Source organism: Lysobacter gummosus (assembly GCF_001442805.1).
Taxonomy (GTDB): Bacteria; Pseudomonadota; Gammaproteobacteria; order Xanthomonadales; family Xanthomonadaceae; genus Lysobacter; species Lysobacter gummosus.
In genome coordinates this window covers 4,476,628-4,499,146 of sequence record NZ_CP011131.1, presented here as the reverse complement: position 1 = coordinate 4,499,146, position 22,519 = coordinate 4,476,628, and the positions used below count along the sequence as shown (strand labels likewise).

At 66.7% G+C, this 22,519-nt stretch carries 18 protein-coding genes; 10 read left to right on the top strand and 8 right to left on the bottom strand.

Annotation, left to right across the window (positions count from 1 at the left end; all coding sequences use genetic code 11):
* Positions 1-8: 8 nt before the first annotated feature.
* Positions 9-1,004 carry an AraC family transcriptional regulator gene (locus LG3211_RS18205; protein ID WP_083512643.1) on the top strand — a complete coding sequence of 332 codons (996 nt, stop codon included), beginning with the start codon at positions 9-11 and terminating at the stop codon, positions 1,002-1,004.
* Between the two features lie 80 nt (positions 1,005-1,084).
* Here the strand turns inward: LG3211_RS18205 and LG3211_RS18200 are convergent, their stop codons facing one another.
* From LG3211_RS18200 to LG3211_RS18190, 3 genes are all read right to left on the bottom strand, one after another.
* Positions 1,085-1,795: a YceH family protein gene (locus tag LG3211_RS18200; RefSeq protein ID WP_083512642.1), complete on the bottom strand. Its 711-nt coding sequence runs from the start codon at positions 1,793-1,795 to the stop codon at positions 1,085-1,087.
* 42 nt (positions 1,796-1,837) lie between these two features.
* Positions 1,838-3,529, bottom strand: coding sequence for a YbaL family putative K(+) efflux transporter (gene ybaL, locus LG3211_RS18195; RefSeq protein ID WP_057944065.1), 1,692 nt, complete (start codon positions 3,527-3,529; stop codon positions 1,838-1,840).
* 522 nt (positions 3,530-4,051) lie between these two features.
* The gene (locus tag LG3211_RS18190; RefSeq protein WP_057944064.1) at positions 4,052-6,454 is read right to left on the bottom strand and encodes a TonB-dependent receptor plug domain-containing protein; all 2,403 of its coding nucleotides are present in this window, start codon (positions 6,452-6,454) and stop codon (positions 4,052-4,054) included.
* 204 nt (positions 6,455-6,658) lie between these two features.
* On the opposite strand from LG3211_RS18190, the gene LG3211_RS18185 reads away from it, so the two are divergent.
* The 4 genes from LG3211_RS18185 (at position 6,659) to LG3211_RS18170 (ending at position 12,099) form a co-directional block, all read left to right on the top strand.
* Positions 6,659-8,530 carry an ABC-F family ATP-binding cassette domain-containing protein gene (locus LG3211_RS18185; protein WP_057944063.1) on the top strand — a complete coding sequence of 624 codons (1,872 nt, stop codon included), beginning with the start codon at positions 6,659-6,661 and terminating at the stop codon, positions 8,528-8,530.
* 206 nt (positions 8,531-8,736) lie between these two features.
* The gene (locus LG3211_RS18180; RefSeq protein WP_057944062.1) at positions 8,737-9,084 is read left to right on the top strand and encodes an FmdB family zinc ribbon protein; all 348 of its coding nucleotides are present in this window, start codon (positions 8,737-8,739) and stop codon (positions 9,082-9,084) included.
* Between the two features lie 583 nt (positions 9,085-9,667).
* Positions 9,668-11,437 (top strand): aspartate--tRNA ligase, encoded by a 1,770-nt coding sequence (gene aspS, locus LG3211_RS18175; RefSeq protein ID WP_057944061.1) that lies wholly within the window; start codon positions 9,668-9,670, stop codon positions 11,435-11,437.
* Between the two features lie 125 nt (positions 11,438-11,562).
* The gene (locus tag LG3211_RS18170) at positions 11,563-12,099 is read left to right on the top strand and encodes a GNAT family N-acetyltransferase (protein ID WP_057944060.1); all 537 of its coding nucleotides are present in this window, start codon (positions 11,563-11,565) and stop codon (positions 12,097-12,099) included.
* Positions 12,100-13,137: 1,038 nt separating this feature from the next.
* Here LG3211_RS18170 and LG3211_RS18165 read toward each other — a convergent pair.
* The 5 genes from LG3211_RS18165 to LG3211_RS25920 form a co-directional block, all read right to left on the bottom strand.
* A complete protein-coding gene (locus LG3211_RS18165) occupies positions 13,138-13,617 on the bottom strand; it encodes a hypothetical protein (RefSeq protein WP_057944059.1) in 480 nt (159 codons plus the stop codon).
* A gap of 22 nt (positions 13,618-13,639) precedes the next feature.
* Positions 13,640-14,836, bottom strand: coding sequence for a LamG domain-containing protein (locus tag LG3211_RS18160; protein ID WP_083512641.1), 1,197 nt, complete (start codon positions 14,834-14,836; stop codon positions 13,640-13,642).
* A 202-nt stretch (positions 14,837-15,038) separates the two neighbouring features.
* The gene (locus tag LG3211_RS18155; RefSeq protein ID WP_057944057.1) at positions 15,039-15,365 is read right to left on the bottom strand and encodes a hypothetical protein; all 327 of its coding nucleotides are present in this window, start codon (positions 15,363-15,365) and stop codon (positions 15,039-15,041) included.
* Positions 15,366-15,719: 354 nt separating this feature from the next.
* Positions 15,720-17,204, bottom strand: a complete 1,485-nt coding sequence (locus LG3211_RS18150; protein ID WP_057944056.1) for a DUF4832 domain-containing protein — start codon at positions 17,202-17,204, stop codon at positions 15,720-15,722.
* 124 nt (positions 17,205-17,328) lie between these two features.
* Complete coding sequence (locus LG3211_RS25920; RefSeq protein ID WP_148649001.1) at positions 17,329-17,547, bottom strand: hypothetical protein; 219 nt, start codon at positions 17,545-17,547, stop codon at positions 17,329-17,331.
* 121 nt (positions 17,548-17,668) lie between these two features.
* Here LG3211_RS25920 and LG3211_RS18145 point away from each other — a divergent pair, with 121 nt between their 5' ends.
* The 5 genes from LG3211_RS18145 to LG3211_RS18125 all read left to right on the top strand — a co-directional run bounded on the left by LG3211_RS18145 (position 17,669) and on the right by LG3211_RS18125 (position 22,416).
* Positions 17,669-18,295, top strand: a complete 627-nt coding sequence (locus LG3211_RS18145; protein WP_057944055.1) for an esterase/lipase family protein — start codon at positions 17,669-17,671, stop codon at positions 18,293-18,295.
* A gap of 105 nt (positions 18,296-18,400) precedes the next feature.
* On the top strand, positions 18,401-19,132 hold the full coding sequence (locus tag LG3211_RS18140) for a YebC/PmpR family DNA-binding transcriptional regulator (protein ID WP_057944054.1): 732 nt from the start codon (positions 18,401-18,403) through the stop codon (positions 19,130-19,132).
* A gap of 16 nt (positions 19,133-19,148) precedes the next feature.
* The gene (gene ruvC, locus LG3211_RS18135) at positions 19,149-19,676 is read left to right on the top strand and encodes a crossover junction endodeoxyribonuclease RuvC (protein ID WP_057944053.1); all 528 of its coding nucleotides are present in this window, start codon (positions 19,149-19,151) and stop codon (positions 19,674-19,676) included.
* A gap of 165 nt (positions 19,677-19,841) precedes the next feature.
* Positions 19,842-20,435, top strand: coding sequence for a Holliday junction branch migration protein RuvA (gene ruvA, locus LG3211_RS18130; protein ID WP_057944052.1), 594 nt, complete (start codon positions 19,842-19,844; stop codon positions 20,433-20,435).
* Between the two features lie 34 nt (positions 20,436-20,469).
* Positions 20,470-22,416 (top strand): potassium transporter Kup, encoded by a 1,947-nt coding sequence (locus tag LG3211_RS18125; RefSeq protein ID WP_057944051.1) that lies wholly within the window; start codon positions 20,470-20,472, stop codon positions 22,414-22,416.
* The last annotated feature ends 103 nt before the right edge of the window (positions 22,417-22,519 follow it).

The following is a 22,519-nucleotide window of genomic DNA, read 5'->3' as shown; positions in this document are numbered from 1 at the left end:
CGCCCGCCATGTCCCCCGTGAAGGACCATCCCGCCGCTGCGACCGCGCCGCCCGCCGAGGCCGATAACGACGCCGGCGACGACGCCTCGCGCGAACGCGCCAAGGGCGCGTTCAAGCCCGTCACCCGCAACGCCCATCAGCGCCGTATCGAACGTGCGGTCGCGCTGATCGAGCAGGCGATCGTACGCGGCGAAGACCCGCCCGAACTGAGCCGCCTGGCCGAAGCCGCGGCGTTCTCGCCGTTTCACTTCCATCGCGTGTACCGGGCGATGACCGGCGAAACCACCGGCCAGACCGTGGCGCGATTGCGCCTGCTGCAAGGGCTGCGCCTGCTCGCCAGCGCCGATCGCTCGATCACCGACGCCGCGCTCGCGGTCGGTTACCAGACTCCGCAGGCCTTCACCCGCGCGTTCCGCCAGGGCGTGGGCGGCACGCCCAGCGAACTGCGCGCGCAGCCCGAGCGGTTGTGGCGCGAAATCGACCGGTTGTCGCAGCCACCGCCGACCGACGCCGCCGCGACGGCGGCGCCGCTGCGCGTGGAAGTGGTCAGCGTCGATCCGTTCCAGGTCGTCGCCTTGCGCGTGACCGGCGCGTATCCGGAACAGAACCAGGGCTATGGCCGTTTGTTCGGCTGGGCCGCGGAGAACGGACTGCTGGATTCGCTGCGCGGCTTGTACGGCGTGCCGTGGGACGATCGCCGCGACGTGGAGCCGCAGGCCTGTGGATTCGATTGCATGCTCGCGCTGGGCGCGCCGTTCCGCCTCGATCCGGTTACCGCCGCCGGCCTGCGCAAGATGCAACTGGGCGGCGGCCGCTACGCACGCGTCCGCCATGTCGGCGCCTTCGATGGCCTGGAGGCGCTGACCGACGCGGTATTGGCGCTGTGGTTGCCCGGCAGCGGCGAATCCTTGCGCGCCGCGCCGCTGCATCACGAGTATCTGGACGATCCCGACGAAGTGCCCGCGGCGCTGCTGCGCACGGATATCTATCTGCCGCTGGCCTAGGGCGCGGCGAGGGTTGCAGCTAAACCCGCGCGATCGCCGCTAATTCCCAGCCGCGACCACATCCGTCCCCGCGACGGACCTCAGGCCCCGGCCGCTTCCAGCCGCGCTTCCAGTTCGGCGACCTTCGCCTCCAGCGCTTCGATGCGTTGAATCAGCGCCGATTGCGCCGCCGGCGACGCGCCGCCGCCGTCCTCCGAGCCGCCCGAGACGCTGCCGTTCCACACCGGCTCGCCGCACAGCAGATGGCCGTAGCGATCCTCGCGTTGCCCGGGCTGACGGCCGAGCAGCCGCACCAGCGGCGGCGAATGCTGCGCCAGCCGTTCCAGCGCGTATTGCACGTCGCCGGCCGATTCGAACTTGGCCATGCGCTCGCTGCGCACCAGCAACTCGTGCGTGGTCTGCGGGCCGCGCAGCATCAGCAGCGCAATCAGCATGCTCTGCGGACGGGTCACGTCCAGCACCGTGCCGGCGCGGTGCGAGTAGCGCTCCGCGCGCGAGGCGTGCTGCGACTTCACCCAGCCGCGCGGTTCCAGCCGGCGCAGCGCGTTGGCGACCTCGCCTTGTTCCAGAGCCGTGATCGGCTCGCGCGAGGTCTTTTGATTGCACGCGGTGACGATGGCGTTGAGGGTCAGCGGATACGCGTCGGGCGTGGTCGCTTCCTTTTCGATCAGGCTGCCGATGATGCGGGCCTCGGTCGCGCTGAGCTGCGGCGCGAGGTTTTCCGGCGCGGCATCGGCGTGGGTGTTTTCGGTGCCTGTGGACTCGGGTTCGGAGGTATCGATTGCGCTCATGATCGTGCGGGTTTCCAGAAAGACGGGATCAGCCTAGCGCGCTCAGACCAAGGCCGTCGATGGCGGCAGATGACGGTCGCCGCGGTACACCGGCGCGGCCAGCACCATCTCGGCCAGGCTGTGCGCCAATTCGCGCTCGGCCATCACCGCGCCGTCGGCGCCGTGCTGGATGAGATGACGGACTTCGTTGTCGCTGTGCGCGCGCGCGACGATGCTCAGCGCCGGATTGATCTCGCGCAGCTTGGCGATGATCTCGCCGGCTTCCAGCGCCTGCGGGATCGCCAGCATCACCGTGGTCGCGCGCTCGGGCACGGCTTCGCGCAGCACGCGCTCGTTGACCGCGTTGCCCAGGATCGCCGGCAGACCGGCCGCGCGCGCCTTGGCGATCAGGCTGTCTTCGCCGTCGATGACCACCAGCGGCACGCCGTGCTCGGTCAACAGGCGCGCCAGCTCGCTGCCGACGCGGCCGTAGCCGATCAGGATCACATGCTTGTCGATATCGGCCGGCACCGGCGCGATCACCGGATCGATTTGCGCTTCCTGCAGCGCGGCCGCTTCGCGCGCCTGCTTGCGGTCGAGCCAGGCGAACAGCAGCGGATTGACCACGATCGACATCAGCGCGCCGGCCAGGATCAGGTCCTGGCCTTCCTTGGGCAGGATCTTCAGCTCGATGCCGAGGGTGGCGAGGATGAAGGAGAACTCGCCGATCTGCGCCAGGCTGGCGGAAATCATCAGCGCGGTCGAATTGGGCTTGCCGAACGCGCGCACCAGCGCATAGGCCGCGGCCGATTTGCCGAGCACGATGATCGCGAACACCGCCAGCACTTCCAGCGGCTCCTCGATCAGGATCATCGGATTGAACAGCATGCCGACCGAGACGAAGAACAACACCGCGAACGCATCGCGCAGCGGCAGGGTCTCGTTGGCGGCCTGATGGCTGAATTCGGATTCGTTGAGCATCATTCCGGCGAAGAACGCGCCCAGCGCGAACGACACCCCGAACAGCTCGGCCGAGCCGAACGCCACGCCCAGCGCGATCGCCAGCACGCACAGGGTGAACAACTCGCGCGAACCGGTGCCGGCGACCCGTTCGAGAATCCACGGAATCACCCGCCGCCCGACAATCAGCATGAACGCGACGAAGGCGCCGACCTTGGCCAGGGTGACGAACAACTGGCTCCAGATCGCCGAGCCTTCGGTGTCTTCGCCCTTGAGCAATCCCGACAGCGCCGGCAGCAGCACCAGCGCCAGCACCATCGCCAGGTCTTCCACGATCAGCCAGCCGACCGCGATGCGGCCCTTGGCGGTTTCCACCAGCCGTCGCTCTTCCAGCGCCCGCAGCAGCACCACGGTACTGGCGACCGACAAGGCCAGCCCGAACACCAGTCCGGCCCCGTGCGACCACCCCAGATACCACGCCATGCCCCAACCCAACGCGGTGGCCACCACGATCTGCAAGATCGCGCCGGGCAAGGCGATGGCTTTGACCTCGAGCAGATCGCCGAGCGAGAAATGCAGGCCGACGCCGAACATCAGCAAGATGACGCCGATTTCGGCCAACTGCGGCGCGAGGGTTTGATCGCCGACGAAACCCGGCGTGAAGGGACCGGCGATGATGCCGGCGATGAGGTAGCCCACCAGCGGCGACAGCCGCAGGCGTTGCGCGATCATTCCGAAGATGAAGGCCAGGACGAAGCCGGCTACCAGGATCGCGATCAGGGACGTGTGGTGCATCGGATCTCCTGTGGTCTGGTCCTTAGAGAATGTGTGCTGGGGGCGCCCGATGCAAGTCTTTCTCGTTTGGCGGGCGCTCGCAAACGATTGTTTCTGCGAGATTTTTGTTGAAAATCCGGAGGCCGGCGCGGGCCTGGTGCGACGACTTCATGCTGGCCGGCAGGGCTGCGCCGCATTTCGTCCGCGACCGGCCGCGGGGACTGCAGGCAGGCACTGTCTGGATGAATCCCGGTTCAGTCCCGCGCCGTCGATCGCGCGCGCAGCGGCCGGTTTGCGCGAAATCCTAGCCGCGGCGGTGTGCAGGGCGCGGGAACGGCGCAACGAGGTCTTTTGTGGGAGGGAGCTTTAGCCCCGATGCTTTTCGATCCGGCGCGGTGATCTGAAACAAAAGCATCGGGGCTAAAGCTCCCTCCCACAAAAGACTTGCGGCGTCTCGCGGTGATGTGGCCTGTGCAAAAACGAATCAGGGCCGCACTGGGCGGCCCTGATTCGTTCGCGTTTCGATCGCTTAGCTGCGATCCCTCACCACTTGTACCCGACCTTCGCATAAGCGAACGCGCCGTTGAACCCGAACGGCGAATTGCCGCTGTACGGCAACTGCCCGCTCTCGCTGTTGGCGTAAATCGATTCGTCCGGGTACTCGTTGAGCACGTTGTCGCCGCCGACGGTGAACTCCCAGCCGTCGATGGCGTAAGTGGCGGCCAGATCCAACGTCCACTTCGCCGCGTAAGTCTGATCGCGCACGCCGCTGGGATCGTCGTTGAAGGTGTGGAACTCGCCGTAGCGCGTCGCGGTGGCGTCGAAGCGCCACGGGCCGGTGTTCCAGCTGCCGCCGAGGAAGAACTTGTCGCGCGGCGCGCCCTGGGTGATGCGGCCTTGTTCGACCCGGCCGATGCGCTGCAGGTTCAGGCCGCCGGCGGTGAGTTCCGGCGGATTGGCGGCGATGCGCTCCAGCGTGGTCTTGTTGTGGTTGTAGCCGCCGGTGAGATCCAGCGTGCCGTTGCCGAGCGTCCACTTGTAGCTGCCGACGATGTCGATGCCGCGCGTGCGGGTATCCACCGCGTTGGTGAAGTAACGCCCGCCGTTGATGCCGGGATAGCCGCGCGCTTCCAGGAAGCTAGCCACCGCCGGACCGCGCAGGTTTTCCGAGAGGATGATGCGGTCGTCCACGTCCACCTGATAGGCATCGACGGTGATGTACAGGCCTTCCACTGGCTGCAGCACCAGGCCCAGGCCGATGTTGGTGGATTCCTCGGCCTTGAGCGGCTCGGCGCCGAGCGCGATCGCGGCCGGATCGTCCACGGCGAAGGTGCGGACCTGGAACGGGTTGGGATCGCCGAGCACGATCACCGTCTGCGTGGACTGATAGAACTGCTGCTGCAGCGACGGCGCGCGGAAGCCGGTCGAGACCGTGCCGCGCAACGCGACCTTGTCGCTGAAGGCGTAGCGCGCCGACAGCTTGCCGGACGTGGTTTCGCCGAAGTCGCTGTAGCTCTCGTAACGCGCGGCGGCGCCGAGCGAGAGCTTGTCGGTCACGTCGGTTTCCACGTCGGCGTAGAACGAATAGCTATGACGGTCGCGGCGGCTGGCGTCGGACGGAGTGAAGCCGGGGAACACCTGCGCGCCCGGCGCGCCGGGCTCGGGACCGGCGACGTAGGAGGCGAGTTCGCCCGCGCTCTGGTTGAATTTTTCGCCGCGCCATTCCGCGCCGAAGGCGAAGGTCAGCGGGTACTTTAGCCAGCCCACGTCGAAAGCCTTGTTGAAATCGGCGTTGAGCACGTTCTGGGTGACTTCCAGCGCGCCGATGTAGAAATCGTGCGGCGAGGCGACGCCCAGGGTGCGGTTCAAGCTGTTGCGCACGTCGAAGTCGAGCTGGTTCTGCCCGTAGTTGTAGCTCAGGTCGAGATTCCAGCCGCCGCCGGTCTGGCCGCGCAGGCCCAGCACCAACGCGCGGTCCTTGCTGAGGTTGTCGATCTGCGGCAGGAAGCCGTTCGGATACACCGACAAAATGTTGTTCGCATTGCCGGGCGCGCGGAAATAGCCGTTGGAAATCGCGCGGCGGCGGCTGGCGGTGCCGAAGGAATAGAACTCCACGCCCTCGGCGGCTTGGTACTGCGCGTTGTAGGCCACCGCGGCCTGATCGATTTCCGGATCGCCGTAGCGATGCACGACCTTGCCCGGCGGATTGCTGGTCGGCGTGACCGGGCCCAGGTACGGCCGCGCGCGGTCGGTGTTGTCGCTGTGGCCGCCCTGCGCCGACAGATGCACGCTGCCGTTCTCGCCGAGCTTGAAGCCGGCGTCGCCGGACAACTGGTACTGCTTGCCATCGCCGGCGCTGAACTGGCCGTAGCGCGCGGCGATGCTGCCGCCTTCGCCGGAACCCTTCAGCACGATGTTGATGACGCCGGCGATCGCATCGGAGCCGTACTGCGCCGAGGCGCCGTCGCGCAGCACTTCCACGCGCTCGATCGCGGCGATCGGGATCGCGTTGAGATCCACCGGCGAGGAGCCGCGGCCGATGCTGTCGTTGAGATTGATCAGGGACGTGGTGTGGCGGCGCTTGCCGTTGACCAGCACCAGCACCTGGTCCGGGGCCAATCCGCGCAGCTGTGCCGGGCGCACCGCGTCGGTGGCGTCGGTGATGGCCGGGCGCGGGAAGTTCAGCGAGGGCAGGGCGCGGGCCAGGGCGGTGGCCAGTTCGACCGTGCCGGTGGACTCCAGGGTCTGCGGGGTGATGATGTCGATCGGCGCGGTGGACTCGGCCACGGTGCGGTCGGACACGCGGGTGCCGGTGACGATCAGGGTGTCGAGGTTGGTCGGATTCGAGGCCGGGGCCTCGGGGGCGCCGGCGTCCTGGGCCCAGGCGGGCGAGCTGGCGAGGGCGATTAATACGGCGGTGCTGAGCAGGGACAGGCGGCGGGACATGGACACTCCGGGCGGTCGAACGGGGGACGTCAGGGCGAGCGCGGCCGCCACGGCCGGCGCGAGGGGCGCTTTGCCGCGGGAGGCGATCTCGTTGACGCGTGGGGGCGGTCTGAGGCCGAGGTTCCGATTATTCGACGGCCGCCCCGGGCGCGGCCGAACTTGTCCTCATGAGCAAATACCGATCAGTCATGCGACCATATCCGCATGATTTCTTTCCGTGATTTCGCCATGCGGCGCGGCGAACGCCTGCTGCTGTCCAACGTAGACCTGACCCTGCACGCCGGCTGGCGGGTGGGCGTGATCGGCCGTAACGGCACCGGCAAGTCCTCGCTGTTCGCGGCGATCCAGGGCGAAGTCGAGGCCGACCGTGGCGATATCGACGTCCCCAACCGGGTGCGCATCGCCAGCGTGGCGCAGGAGACCCCGGCCCTGGACGACCCGGCGCTGGACTTCGTCCTGTCCGGCGACGCCAACGTCTACAAGGTCATCGCCGCCGAGCGCGAAGCGGTCGAGCGCGAGGACTGGGAGGCGGTCGCCGAGGCCCACCACCAGCTCGAAGAACTGGGCGGCTACGACGCCACCGCGCGCGCCGGCAAGCTGCTGCACGGCCTGGGCTTCAGCGCCGACACCCACGAACGCGCGGTCAAGGAATTCTCCGGCGGCTGGCGCGTGCGCCTGAACCTGGCGCGCGCGCTGATGACGCCGTCGGACCTGCTGCTGCTCGACGAACCGACCAACCACCTGGACCTGGATGCGGTGCTGTGGCTGGAGCAATGGCTGCTGAAGTACCCGGGCACCTTGCTGCTGATCTCGCACGACCGCGAATTCCTCGACGAAGTCACCACCCACACCCTGCATCTGCACGACGGCAAGGCCAAGCTCTACACCGGCGACTACACGGCCTTCGAGCGCCAGCGCGCCGAGCACCTGCGCCTGCAGCAGATCACCCACGAAAAGCAGCAGGCCGAGCGCGCCCATCTGCAGAGCTTCATCGACCGCTTCAGCGCCAGCGCGGCCAAGGCCAAGCAGGCGCAGTCGCGGGTCAAGCGCCTGGCCAAGATGGTCGGCACCGAGGCGGTGCGGCAGGAACGCGCGCTGCGCATCGAATTCCCGGCCCCGACCAAGCTGCCGCACGCGCTGCTGCGCCTGATCCACGCCGATTGCGGCTACGGCGATCACGTCGTCCTCGACGATGTCAGCTTCATCCTCGAAGCCGGCGACCGCATCGCCCTGCTCGGTCCCAACGGCGCGGGTAAATCCACGCTGGTGAAATCGCTGGTCGGCGAGCTGGAACTGCTGACCGGCGAGCGCGGCGGCCATCCGGACCTGCGCATCGGCTACTTCGCCCAGCACACGGTCGAATCGCTGCACGAGGGCGTAAGCCCCATCGACCATCTGGCCGAGATCGCGCCGGGCGTGTCGACGCAGCAACTGCGCGATTTCCTCGGCAAGTGGAATTTCCCCGGCGACCGCGCCTTCGAATCGGTCGATGGTTTCTCCGGCGGCGAACGCGCGCGCCTGGCCCTGGCGATGATCGCCTGGCGCAAGCCGAACGTGCTGCTGCTCGACGAACCGACCAACCACCTGGACCTGGACGTGCGCGAAGCGCTGGCCGAAGCGCTGTCGGATTTCGACGGCGCGATCGTGCTGGTCTCGCACGATCGCCACCTCATCGGCCTGGTCTGCGAAACCTTCTGGCGCGTGGCCGATGGCGTGGCGCAGCCGTTCGACGGCGACCTCGACGCCTACGCGGTGTGGCTGCGCACGCGCGACAACAGCAACGACGGCAAGGGAGCGGCCGCGGCCAAGGCCGCCGCGCAGGCCACCGCCGCGGGCAAGGCGGCGCCGGCCGGCAAGGGCGCGCGCAAGGCCAATCCGCACAAGCTGGCCGAAGCCGAAAAGCGCATGGCCGAACTGGAATCCAAGCTGCACACGCTGGACATGGATCTGGCCGACCCGACCAAGTACGCCGGCGGCGGCGACAACGCCGCCGAACTGGCCAAGCAGCGCGAACAGGTCGCGGCCGAATTGGCCAAGGCCGAGGCGGAGTGGATGGCGTTGTACGACGCGGCCTGAGGTTGCAGTCCTCTGCCGCGAGCGAAAAGGGGCTCGGAACGAAGGCTCGGCCGTTCCCTTCTCCCGCTTGCGGGAGAAGGCGCCCCGAAGGGGCGGATGAGGGCACGCAAGCCCCGAACCGCAGCCCTCACGCCCCCGCAGCGCTTGCATCGGCCCGATCCGCCCCCAAACTGTCCCACTCTGCCGTTCCGAACACAGCCATCGCCATGCCCATCTACGCCTTCCAGTGCAGCGCCTGCGGCCACAGCTTCGACCGCCTGCAGAAGCTGTCCGACGCCGACCCCACCATCTGCCCCGAATGCGGCGCCGAGAAGGTCGGCCGCCAGCTGACCGCGCCTCAGTTCCGTCTGGCCGGCGGCGGCTGGTACGAGACCGATTTCAAGAAGGACGGCGACAAGAAGCGCAATCTGGCCGGCGAGGGCAGCTCGGGTGGTTCGTCCTCGGCCTCCGGCGGCGACAGCAAGCCGGCCGAGAAGAAGGGCGACAGCAAGCCCGAGAAAAAGGCCGAATCGGCGCCGGCGAGCAAGCCGGCCACGGGCGGCGGGGCGGCCTGAGCCTTCGGCGCTGAGCCGTCGATGTGATCGTGAAAGGGCGCCGGAAGGCGCCCTTTCTGCTTTTCTGCTTTGGGGGGCAGCTCGGCCTGCCCTTGAGCGACATCCTTTCAAGTCCGTCATTCCCGCGAACGCGGGAATCCAGTGTCTTGCCGCGGTCTGGACGAAAGTCGCTGGATGTTCGGCTCCGCCGAAGTAAAGCGGAGCCCGCGTTCGCGGGAATGACGGCATTCGGGGTGATCAGCGCTCATGTCGCGCCAATACCCGTAAAGACGCCGCCAGGGCCGCGCCCACGAAACGCATAGTCGCCAGACGGCATTCAACATCGCCCGATACCGCCAGGGTCTTTTGTGGGAGGGCCTTCAGGCCCGACGCTTTCGGCTCCGATCGCCGACGCGGATGGAAAAGCCCGAGCTTGAAGGCCCTCCCAAAAGATCGGCCGAACCCCCGGTGCGCTGCCGGTGCTCTAGAATGTCCGGTCCCGGCCCCCGGCCGGTGAGGCGATCCGGCCCGGCCACCCGCCGCGGCCCGGTCCATCCGCCTGCTGCATCCCCCACGATTCACAGATCCACCTATCGGAGCTTCCATGCGTACCCACTTCTGCGGCCTCGTCGATGAGGCGCTGATCGGCCAGACCGTCACCTTGTGCGGCTGGGTCAACACCAATCGCGTCCAGAGCCACGTGGTGTTCACCGATCTGCGAGATCACGAAGGCGTGGTGCAGATCGTGGTCGATTCGGACATGGCCGACCTGTTCAAGACCGCCAGCGACCTGAGCGTGGAAAGCTGCGTGCGCGTCACCGGCACCGTGCGCGTGCGCGGCGCGGCCAACGACAAGATCCGCAGCGGCAAGGTCGAAGTGCTGCCGAGTTCGATCGAAGTGCTCAACAAGGCCGAGCCGCTGCCGTTCCACGCCCACGAGAACGCCGGGGAAGAAACCCGCCTGACCTACCGTTACCTGGACCTGCGCCGCCCGGAAATGCAGAAGATGATGCGCACCCGCATCCGTCTGGTGCAGTCGCTGCGCCGCTGGCTCGACGCGCGCGGCTTCCAGGACATCGAAACCCCGATCCTGACCAAGGCCACGCCCGAAGGCGCGCGCGACTTCCTGGTCCCGGCGCGCATGCATCCGGGCGAGTTCTACGCGCTGCCGCAGTCGCCGCAGCTGTTCAAGCAGATCCTGATGGTGGCCGGCTTCGACCGTTACTACCAGATCGCGCGCTGCTTCCGCGACGAAGCGCTGCGCGCCGACCGCCAGCTCGAATTCACCCAGCTCGACATGGAGTTCGCCTGGGTGTCCGAACGCGACGTGCAGGACACGGTCGAGGACATGATCCGGGTCGTGTTCAAGGAAAGCATCGACGTCGAACTCGACGCGCAGTTCCCGCGCATGACCTACGCCGAAGCGATGCGCCGCTACGGCTCGGACAAGCCCGACCTGCGCATCGATCTGGAATTCGTCGATATCGCCGAACTGGTCAAGACTTGCGAGTTCAAGGTCTTCACCGATTGGGCCAACCACCCTGAGGGTCGCGTGATCGCGCTGCGGGCGCCGGGCGCGGGCGCGTTCTCGCGCAAGCAGATCGACGAAGCCGGCGCGCACGCGGCCAAGTACGGCGCCAAGGGCCTGGCGTGGATGAAGATCGAAGACGCCGGCAAGGGCCGCGAGGGCATCAACTCGCCGATCGCGAAGTTCCTCGACGACGCGACGCTGGCGAAGATCGTCGAAGCCACCGGCGCGCAGAACGGCGATGCGATCTTCTTCGGCGCGGCCGATTACAAGACCGCGAGCGACTTCATGGGCGCGCTGCGCTTGAAGTTGGGTAAGGATCTGGATTTGGTCGGCGAAGGCTGGAAGCCGCTGTGGGTCACCGACTTCCCGATGTTCGAATGGGACGAAGAGGCGCAGCGCTACGTCGCCCTGCATCACCCCTTCACCGCGCCGGCGGTGGACGACATCGCCGATCTGCGCACCAACGCCAAGACCGCGGTGTCGCGCGGTTACGACATGGTGCTCAACGGCAACGAGATCGGCGGCGGTTCGATCCGCATCCATCGTCCGCAGATGCAGTCGGCGGTGTTCGATCTGCTCGGCATCGGCGCGGAGGAAGCCGAGGCGAAGTTCGGCTTCCTGCTCGACGCTCTGAAGTACGGCGCGCCGCCGCACGGCGGCATCGCCTTCGGTATCGACCGCATCGCCGCGCTGATGGCCGGTACCGAATCGATCCGCGACGTGATCGCGTTCCCGAAGACCACGACCGCGCAATGCCTGATGACCGGCGCGCCCTCAAAGATTCCGGACGCGCAGCTGGCGGAAGTGCATGTGATGGTGCGGCCGAAGAAAGATCCGGCTTGAGATCGGCTTGATCTGAGCTAGATCGGCGCATCGACCCGGCTTCGCGCCGGGTCGATGCATTTGAGGGGATCGGTTTGGCTCCGATCCATTGGCATGTCGATGAATTTCATTCCATGCGAGGCCTTATGAGCAGCGAAACCCCGCAGTTTTCGATCCGCCGCGCCGGCGTCGCCGACGCCGCGACCGTGGCCGATATCGCCACGCGCACGTTCGTGGAGACTTTCGGCGCCATGTATCCGCCGGAGGATCTGGAGTTTTTCCTGCGCGACAGTTATTCGATCGAGAAGCAGACGATCATCCTGTCGCATCCGGACTACGCGATCTTCCTGCTGGAGCGAGACAGCGTCGTCGTCGGCCACGCCGCCGCGGGCCCGTGCGGCCTGCCGCATCCGCAGGTGGCGCCGGGCGATGGCGAGCTGAAGCGTCTGTACCTGCTGCGCGAGGCGCAGAACGGCGGCTGGGGTGCGCGCTTGTTCGAGACGGTGCTGGAATGGCTGCTGCGCGATGGGCCGCGCACGTTGTGGATCGGGGTGTGGTCGGAGAATTTCGGCGCGCAGCGGTTTTATGCGCGTTATGGGTTCGAGCGGGTGGGCGAGTACGAGTTCATCGTGGGTGGTACTCACGATCATGAGTTTGTTTTGCGGCGGGGCGCGGCAGGCTGATGCCGTTGCCAGGATTGTGCTTCGTCTTGGCTTAGCCCTGCTTTTGCCATTGCCAAGATTTTGCTTTGCCTTTGTATTTGTCGTTGCCGGGCGCAGCTAGTAACTCGCGAGACCAGGGACACCCGGAGGGCGGCGCACAAGGACGTGCGCCGGGTCCCACCTTGGGCAGGATGCCCAATGTGGGACCTGCCTGCGTCGGCATCGCACTCGTCGCTTTTGATTCGAAACTGCCAAAGCCTTTTCTTTGGTTACTTTTGACCGAAGGAAATCCCGTGGGACTTTGTGGCTTTGGACAAAGAAAGTAACCCGCCGCTCCATGGCGGAAGCGTTTAGCGTTTGATCTCGCTCTTGCTCTGCTTGAGGCTTCTGTGTTTTTGCTCGTCATTCCCGCGAAGGCGGGAATCCAGCGACTTCAAGCGTTCTCGCACGAAAGGCACTGGATTCCCGCCTTCGCGGGAATGACGGTAGGAGGGAGTGCGCAGGGCTGGGTGCTTCGATCTGAGGCTTCGGATTCTTTAGAAGCTTCAAGCAAGATCAAACGCTATAAGCAAGATCAAACGCTAAACGCTTCCGCCATAGAGCGGCGGGTCACTTTCTTTGTCCAAAGCCACAAAGTCCCACGGGATTTCCTTCGGTCAAAAGTAACCAAAGAAAGGGCTTTGGCTGTTTCGAGTCAAGAGCCACGAGTGCGATGCTTGCGCGGGCAGGTCCCGCAGTGGGCATCCTGCACACGGCGGGACCCGGCGCACGTCCATGTGCGCCGCCCTCCGGGTGTCCCTGGTCTCGCGAGTTACAGGCGGCGCCAAGCAACGGCAAAGGCGAAGCCAAAGCCAAAGCCAAAGCCAAAGCCAAAGCAATGCCAAAGCTAGGACCGGAGCGAAAAACAAAGCAAGAAACAGAGCAAGAGCCAGAGCCAGAGCCAGAGCAAATTCCTCGCCGGCAGCGCTTACCCCGCGCACTCGACCCCAAAACAAAACGGCCCCGCCTCGCCATCGCGAAGCAGGGCCGTACGTCTGACGACGTCAACCAATCAGACTATCAACGTCCGTCGAGCAACACGTTCAACGTCGTGGCATCCAACGCTCCGCGCTTCTGCCCGAGCTTAAGCAACATCGCCTCCAGATCCCCTGCCGCCGCCGACGTGCGCGTAGTCGCCGTGGCCGACTTGAGATCGCTGGCCGGCGCGGTGTCGATCCGCACCTGTTGTCCCTTGATCACCAGAGGCTGCGGCCTGCTCTTCGCCGACGAACCGCCGACGTGCTCGATCAGGATGCCGTTGTAGCCCAGGATCGGCTCGGCCGCGGCGCCGGATTTGGCCGGGGCCGCCAGCGCGTCGGTCAGGCGGGTTTCGATCGCGCGCATCGACGCGGCATCGGTGACGGTGACCACCGGGTTCGGGCGGCCCGAATAGATCAGGTAGGTGATCTGCAATCTCGGCGCCTCGGCGGCCAGGGCCAGGGCCGGCGCGGCCAGCAACGCCAACGCGGCGATCAGAGTCTTGAGCGAACGCTTGTGCATGGTTCCTCCGTGAGCCGCTGGCTCAGTTGACTTGTTCATGACCGCTGCCTTCGATGCTGTCGGACCACACGCGGTAGAAACCGCAGAAATCCGTGTATGGGCCGCGATTGGCGGTGCGCGGATCGGTGATTTCGTTGCCGGAGTTGTCGCGGTTGGTGGCCGCGGTGCTGCCGGGTTTGTGCGTCCATTTGCCGTTGGCGTCGCGGCGGTACCAGTGGTAGTCGTAGTTGGGCCCGACCACCAGCGCGGAAATGTTCTTGTAGCTGCTGGCGTTGATCGCAGTGTCGGCGACCGGCTCCAGGCCGTCGCGCTCGGCCGCCGCGCGCACCGCCGCGCAGGTCAGCGAGGTGTACATGCCGCCGGCCGCGCGCCCGGGCTGGGCGAAGGTGTTGGTGCCCTTGTTGTTGGCGTAGTTGTAGCAGTTGTTGTTGCGCTGGCGGGTGCTGCCGTCGTTCCAGTAGGTCGGCTGGAAGTTGGTGCGGCCGGCGAACATGATGTCGCCCAGGCCGCCGCTGGCGTCGGCCGGCAGCGCGCGGTTGTAGACCAGCACTTCGTCGACGCGGTCGCTGAAGCGGTACGACGGGATGTTCATGTGTCCGCCGATCTGGAACGGCAGGACGGTGTTGTCGATGTTGGCCAGCATCGGCGAGGGCTGCGCGGTGGTGCGGCGGCCGTCGATGTAGAACGAGATCGTGTACGGCGCGCTGCTGCGGTTGACCACCGCGGCGATGTGATGCCAGCGGTTGGGCGCCATGGTCAGGCTGCCGTCGGAGACGTAGTTGGCCCAGGTGGTGCCATCGTTGAGTTGCAGCAGCACGTTGCGGCCCTGATCGACGGCCAACACGTAGCCGCGTCCGTTGCCGCCGCCGCGGTTTTCGATCACGGTCTTCACTCCCGACGAGCCCGGCGCGGCCATGCGGATCCACGCGGCGAGGGTGAAGCTGCCGGTGCCGAAGTTGAGGTTCGGCGAATTGGGGACTTCCACGTACTTGCCGCCGCTCAGGTCGGCCGAGGTGCTGAGCCAGCCCCACGACGAGGCGGCGCCGCCGACGACAGTGCCGTTGCGGCCGTAGCCGCTGGTGTCGTAAGCGGTGGTGCCCGACAGGTCCAGATGCCATTCGCCGACCAGGCCATTGGTGACCCGCGGCGGTGCAGCATGTGCGGTGAGACAGGGCGCGAGCGCGAGGCTCAACGCCAGAAACCATGACGATCGATACATACCGACTCCCTGGTGAACGCCCTCGCTGGGCGTGGCCGGAATCTAGAAGCCGGCCGCAGCCGCAAACGTGACAGCGCACGCGGATCGCGGCGGCGTCATCGCACGTTCTTATAGCGTTTTCGGCTTATGTGAGCAGCGTCTTCTACGGAGCGGGACCCGGGCCTGAACGCCTGCGCGCCGGCCAGGGCGACGCCGTTTGGCCTCAGCCGAAACTGTGCATGAAACTGCGTAGTTGTTTACGTATCTGCGACACACTGCGGCTCAGGCCCGGGTCGCCGGGAATCTGCTCGCAGCGGCAATCGATGCGGCCCTGGCTGATCAGCTTGTCCGGCGCCCAGCGCAGCAGCAGCGGGTAGTCGTGTTGAAGCTGAGCTTCGACACGGTCGAAATACAGATGGATCGGATTGATCAACGACACGTGCCGCCGCGGATGGCAGGAAGCCGGCGCCGCGGAGTACATCGCCACCGCCGCCAGCAAGGCCGAGGCGAGGACGTTGACGATGGGCAGTGCAGGGTGGCTGTGGGCCATTACGCGTTGCCGTCGGCGGAGGAGTGGCGCGCATCCTGAAGCGGGCGCAGCCCTCGATTAATTGCGCGCCGTCACACTAGCAAGGGTTTGCTGTTTCTGGCTTGTACTTAATTGACATGTATCACCTTTTTATTTGTCCAAATTTTTACAAAGGGCTTGACTGGTTTCATTTGCTGCAAAGCTTCGTGACAGCGGTCAAACACCGTCTCGCCGGAATCGGTGCGTGTTGTCATCGAACTGTGATCGAACTTCGGCTTGGCTGACCGTTTGTAACCGTCCAGCCCCGAATCCGCCGTGCGATCCGGGACGAAACCGCGGGCCGGCGCCCGCGCGGGACGCCGGCCCGCGGCAAAGTCAGCGGGCCGCAGCGACAGTCACCGTTCCCAGGGGCAGGCGGCCGCTGGTGTCGCGGCCGCTGTTCTGCGCGGCGATGCCGGGACGGCCGGGCGCGGTGTCGGCGATCGCCAGACGCAGCGAGTAACTGCCCGGCGCGAGCGTGGCCGGCACCGTCGCGGTGCGATCGAGCAGGCTCGGCGCGGCGCCCGGCAACAAGGTGTTCAAGGGATAGTCGAAAGCGGCCTTGGCGCGGGTGATGCCGCCGGCATCGACCCAGTGCAGCTCGGTCTGATACAGGTGATACAGCGGCGCCGAGCCGGTGTTCTCCACGCTCAGCTTGAGCGGGATCGGGGCGCCGGCGCGCATGCTGTCGGGCCAGTTGACCTGGCGCACGGTGAACTCGTAGCCCAATGCGCGCTTGATCGTGCGCATCTGGCTGGCGTAACCGGCGCTCTCGTGCTGGCCGGCCGGGCCGAGCCAGGTGAAGTGGTAGTCCTTGAGCATCTTGACGATGTTGGCGGTGCGCGAGGTCCAGGTCTTCTTCTGGTCGGCGTAGGGGCTTTCGCCGCCGATCGGGTTGGATTTCCAGTTCTCGCGCGCGGCCGGGACTTCATTGCGGAAGCCCCATTCCAGATTCCACCAGCCGGTGTCGTCGCAGCGCGGCATCTGCGGGCTGTAGGCGCTGCACATGGCGGTGAAGGACGGGAAGAAATCCTCGCTGATGCCGAAGGTCGTGCCGCCCAGGTCGCTGGCGCGCGCGTAGCGCGTGTGCACCGGCGTCTGCACGAACGCGGCCGCGTAGGCGTCGCGCACGGTCTGGCGGGTGGTCGCGTCCGGTTCCCAGGCTTCGCAGCCGGAGGTGTGCCACTCGCCCCAGAAGCCGAGCAGGCCGACGTGGATCGCGGTGATGCGCGGATCGCCGTCGTAGCGTTGGCCGAAGGCGGTCACGAACTGGCGCAACTGCTCGCGCATCTGCGGCGTGTTGTATTCCGGCGCGCGGCCCGGGCCGTCGCCGCCGCAACTGGTGTAGTCGTGGCCGACGACGTTGACCGGCGACTGTTCGAGGAACTTCGGATAGTCGCGTTCGAGTTGGCCTTCGGTCTTGTTGAAATAGAAGCTGATGTTGTTGCTCACGCCGTCGGGATAGTCCGCGACCGGGCGCAGGATGAAGGTCGCCTTCGGGTTCTCGGCCAGGATCGGCGCGAGGTGGCGCTGCTCGAAACCGGCCCAGTCGAACTGCTGGTCGGCGGTCTCGATCTCGCGCCACGGCACGTAGATCTGGTACATCGACGCGCCGTAGTGATTGTCCGGCAGGCCGCCGTCGGCGCCGACGGTGGTTCCCCACAGCAGGAAACCGCGATGCGGGTTGGGCAGGTCGTCGCTGCTCTGTGCCGGGCGCAGTTCGCCGGCGTGGGCGAGCGGCGCGGACAGCATCGCGAGCGCGGCCACGGCGGCCGAAGCCAGAACGGTCAGGACGGGTGAGGCGGGGTGTCGGAGGCTCATGCGCAGTATTCAGGCCAGGGTGGCGCGAATCCTGGCGCTTGTATGCGCGGACAAACGGACCTGAGTCACGCTATGCAGGGTTTATCGTTCTTTATCTTTCGTCGTGAGGATATTCGCCACTATTTCAATCGAAATGTGATGAATTTGTTTCGTTTTGTAGCGTGGACTGGCGGCCGGCCGCGCCGGCCGGGCTGAACTCCAGGGGCGATTCGGCGCCGCGAGTGCGGTGAAACTGTGCGATTGCTACCTGCCGCGGCGCCGCCGACGACCGGGACTGGCGGCGCGCCGCGACGATCCGTCCGCGTCCGACCAATGCACCGATATCGCCGCGTTCGGCGGCCACGACGATTCGCGAAAGCCGCCGGCGTTCGACCCATCGCGGTCCCCGTCCGCCCCGGCGCTGCTTGGATCGCAAGCCCGACGGCCCGATATTGCGAAGACCGCAGCCGCAGCGAGGAACGCATATGGCCAAACCCCCCAGCCTTCGCAGGGTCGTGATGCTGCACGGCATCTGGATGCCGGGCGTGTCGATGGCCTGGCTCGGCGCGCGGCTGTCGGCGGCCGGGTTCGAGCCGGAGGTGTTCGCCTACGCCGGCGCCAGCGGAGGCCCGCAGGCGACGATTCCGCGTCTGATCGACAGCCTGCGTCGCGCCCCCGGCCACGTGCTCGCGCATAGCCTGGGCGGACTGATCACCCTGAGCGCGTTGAGCGATCACCCCGACTTGCCGGTGCGGCGCGTGGTCTGCCTGGGGTCGCCGCTGCTCGGCAGCGCCGCCGCCCACGGCCTGGCGAGCCACGCCTGGAGCGCGCCCGCGCTGGGCCGCGCCGCGGATCTGCTCAAGACCGGCTGCCCGCCGTGGCAGGGCGAGGCCCAGATCGGGCTGATCGCCGGCAGCAGTCCGCATGGCCTGGGCCGCTATTTCGGCCGCTTCGACGGCGACAGCGACGGCACCGTGGCGGTTTCCGAGACGCGCCTGCCGGGTCTGGCCGCGCATGCGGTGATCCCGGCCAGCCACAGCGGCCTGCTGTTTTCCGCGCAGGCCGCGCGCATGGCCGAGGCCTTCTTCCGTCGCGGCCGTTTCGGCGACTGAGGCCGGGCCGGCGGCGCGGGCGGCATTAATCCTCGTTTTCGAGTCCGCGCCTTAACCTGATCGGGTAAAATCGCCGGCTTGTTCATACAACACGCCGGTAACGCCATGGGTAGAGGTCCGTCGATCGAAGCACGCAAGAACGCCGAGGATTCGCGGCGCGGCAAGATCTTCACCAAGATCATCCGCGAAATCAGCGTGGCCGCGCGTCGCGGCGGCGGCGATCCCAACGGCAATCCGAGCCTGCGCACCGCGGTCGATAAAGGCCTGTCGGCGAACATGTCCAAGGATGTGATCGAGCGCGCCATCAAGAAAGCCACCGGCGCGCTGGAGGGCGTGGAATACGAGGAAATGCGCTACGAGGGCTACGCCCCGGGCGGCGTGGCGGTGATCGTGGATTGCCTGACCGACAACAAGGTCCGCACCGTCGCCGACGTACGCCATGCCTTCGGCAAGTTCGGCGGCAACCTGGGCACCGACGGCTCGGTGTCCTTCATGTTCGCCAAGCGCGGCGTGCTGTGGTTCGAGGCCGGCGCGGACGAGGAAAAGATCACCGAGGTGGCGATCGACGCCGGCGCGGACGATGTCGTGGTCTACGCCGAGGACGGCTCGATCGACGTGCTGACCTCGCCGGAGGCCTTCGTCGCGGTCAAGGCGGCGATGGACGCCGCCGGTCTGGTCGCCGGACAGGCGGAAGTCACCTATCGCGCCGACAACAACATCGCCGTCAGCGGCGAGACCGCGCAGCAAGTGGTCAAGCTGCTGAACTGGCTGGAAGACATGGACGACGTGCAGAGCGTCTACTCCAACGCCGATCTGGGCGAGGATGCCTACGCGTAACGCGTAGACTCCAGCCGTGATCAGAATCCTAGGGATCGACCCGGGCTCGCAGCGCACCGGCCTGGGCGTCATCGACGTCGCCAGCGACGGGCGTTGCACGTTCGTCCACGCCTGCGCGCTCAAGTTGCTGGACGCGGAGGATTTTCCCTCGCGCCTGGGCCTGCTGTGCGAGGGGCTGGAAGCCATCCTGGACGAGTTCCAGCCGGCCCAGGTCGCGATCGAAACCGTCTTCATGGACAAGTCCGCGACCTCCGCGCTCAAGCTCGGCCACGCCCGCGGCGCGGCGCTGGCCACGGTGGTGCGGCGGCGGATCAAGATCGCCGAATACCCGCCGCGGGTGATCAAGCAGTCGCTGGTCGGGCGTGGCGCGGCCGACAAGCAGCAGGTCCAGCACATGGTGCGGCTGTTGCTGAATATTCCCGAAGTGAAGCTGCAGGCCGACGCCGCCGACGCGCTTGCGGTCGCGCTGACCCATGCCCACATGAGTGCTACGGCCCAGCGCACCGGTATTTCCACCCAGCAGTTGCGCAGGCGCGGGGCCTGAAATGATCGCCGACACGGGGATCGCCGCGAAGTACGCGGCGTGCGGGGTAGGGACCCGTGCGCGCGGCCGCGTTGTCGTAATCGCCCACCGGCGACATTGTCCGAATCCTGAATCCTCGCGGCGCGCCGATCCCGGCGTGCCGCATACCGCGTTTGGAGTCTCACCGTGATCGGTCGTCTCAAAGGCATCCTGGTGCACAAGCAGCCGCCGTGGCTGGTCATCGACGTGCACGGCGTGGGCTACGAGCTCGAAGCGCCGATGAGCACGTTCTACGATCTGCCCGATATCGGCCGCGAAGTCGCCTTGTTCACCCACTACGCGCAAAAGGAAGACAGCGTGTCGCTGTACGGCTTCCTGCGCGAAGGCGAGCGCCGTCTGTTCCGCGACGTGCAAAAAGTCAGCGGCATCGGCGCCAAGATCGCGCTGGCGGTGCTGTCGGGCGTACCGGTGGAAGAATTCGCGCGCCTGGTGCAGGTCGGCGACGTCACCGCGCTGACGCGCATTCCCGGCATCGGGAAGAAAACCGCCGAACGCATGGTGGTCGAACTGCGCGACCGCGCCGCCGATCTGGCCGGCATCGGCGCGACGCTCGGCGGCAACGGCGGCGTGCCCGCCGACGCGCAGAGCGAGGCGACGATCGCGCTGCAGCAACTGGGTTACAAGCCGGCCGAAGCCGCGCGCATGGCGCGCGACGCCGTCGCCGCCGGCGACGATGCCGCCGCCATCATCCGCAAAGCGCTAAAGTCCGCGCTTCGTTGAGCCAAGGCGGGCCTCCGCCACGGAACTACGCGAAATGTCTTCCACTGTTCCTTCCAGTCCGAAAGACGCTCACGGCCATAAGGCCGCGAATGGACACGACTCAGGCCATCACGGGGCCAAGCGCGGGCTTCCGGGGTTGGTTGTCGGCGCGATCGGCGTGGTCTTCGGCGACATCGGCACCAGCCCGCTGTACACGCTGAAAGAAGCGTTCTCGCCGCATTTCGGCCTGACCGGCAACCACGACACCGTGCTCGGCATTCTGTCGCTGGTGTTCTGGGCGCTGATGATCGTGGTCACGCTGAAGTACGTGACCATCATCATGCGCGCCGACAACGACGGCGAAGGCGGGATCATGGCGCTGATGACCCTGGCCCAGCGCACGCTGGCCAAGGGCGGGCGCTCGGCGTATGTGGTCGGCATTCTCGGCATTTTCGGCGCCTCGCTGTTCTTCGGCGACAGCGTCATCACCCCGGCGATTTCGGTGCTCGGCGCGGTCGAGGGCCTGGAAGTCGCCGCGCCCGGGCTGCACCGTTTCATCGTGCCGATCACCGTGTTGATCCTGGTGATGGTGTTCATGGCGCAACGCTTCGGCACGGAGAAAGTCGGCAAGGTGTTCGGGCCGATCACCATGATCTGGTTCATCGCGCTGGCCGCGATCGGCATCCACAACATCATCCAGGGCCCGGAAGTGTTCAAGGCGCTGAATCCGATCTGGGGCGTGCGCTTCTTCATGGAACACGGCTGGCATTCGGTGCTGATCCTCGGCGCGGTGGTGCTGGCGGTGACCGGCGGCGAAGCGCTGTACGCCGACATGGGCCACTTCGGCGCCAAGCCGATCCGCTACGCCTGGTACACGATGGTGCTGCCGTGCCTGATGCTCAATTACCTGGGCCAGGGCGCGTTCGTGCTGCACCATCCCGAGGCGGTCAAGAATCCGTTCTTCGAAGCGGTGCCGTCGTGGGCTCTGTACCCGATGATCGTGCTGGCGACGATGGCGGCGGTGATCGCATCCCAGGCGGTGATCACCGGCGCGTATTCGGTCGCGCGCCAAGCCATGCAGCTGGGCTACATCCCGCGCATGCAGATCAAGCACACCTCCAGCGACACCATCGGCCAGATCTACGTGCCGTACATCAACTGGGTGCTGGCGATCACGGTGATCGGCGTGGTGCTGGCCTTCCGCAGCTCCACCGCGCTTGCCACCGCATACGGCATTTCGGTCGCCACCACGATGCTGATCGACACCCTGCTGCTGGCCTTGGTCGCGCGCGCGCTGTGGCCGCGCTGGCGCAAGTGGGTGCTGCCGCTGTGCGTGGTGTTCTTCATCGTCGATGTCGGCTTCGTCTTCGCCAACGGCGCCAAGTTCTTCCAGGGCGCGTGGTTCCCGGTGGTGCTCGGCCTGGCCGTGTTCACCCTGCTGCGCACCTGGCGCCGCGGCCGCGAGCTGCTGCACGAGGAAGTGCGCAAGGAAGGCATCCAGCTCGACAGTTTCCTGCCCGGCCTGATGCTGGCGCCGCCGGCGCGCGTGCCGGGCACGGCGATCTTCATGACCGCCGACAAGGGCGTGGTGCCGCACGCACTGCTGCACAACCTCAAGCACAACAAGGTGCTGCACGAGCGCAATGTGTTCCTGACCGTGGAAACCCTCGGCATTCCGTATGCGCCGAAGGAGAAGCGGCTCAAGATCGAGGCGATCGGCAACGACTTCTATCGCGTGCTGATCCGCTTCGGTTTCATGGAAGTGCCCGACGTGCCGCTGGCGCTGATGCGCTCGTGCGACGCCGGCGGCATCTACTTCGATCCGATGGATACCACCTACTTCGCCAGCCGCGAAACCGTGGTCGCCAGCCGCCACCGCGGCATGCCGATCTGGCGCGACCGCCTGTTCGCCTTCATGCACCGCAACGCCGCGCCGGCCACCGGTTTCTTCCGGATTCCGGGCAACCGGCTGGTCGAACTGGGCGCTCAGGTCGAAATCTGAGCGCCGGCCCCGGGCCGGCGGCGTGACGCGGTTCGCGCCGCGCCGGCCTGGCGTGCCGCGTCGGCGTCATCCATAAAGCGCTAGAGTTCGCGCAGCGCCGCGC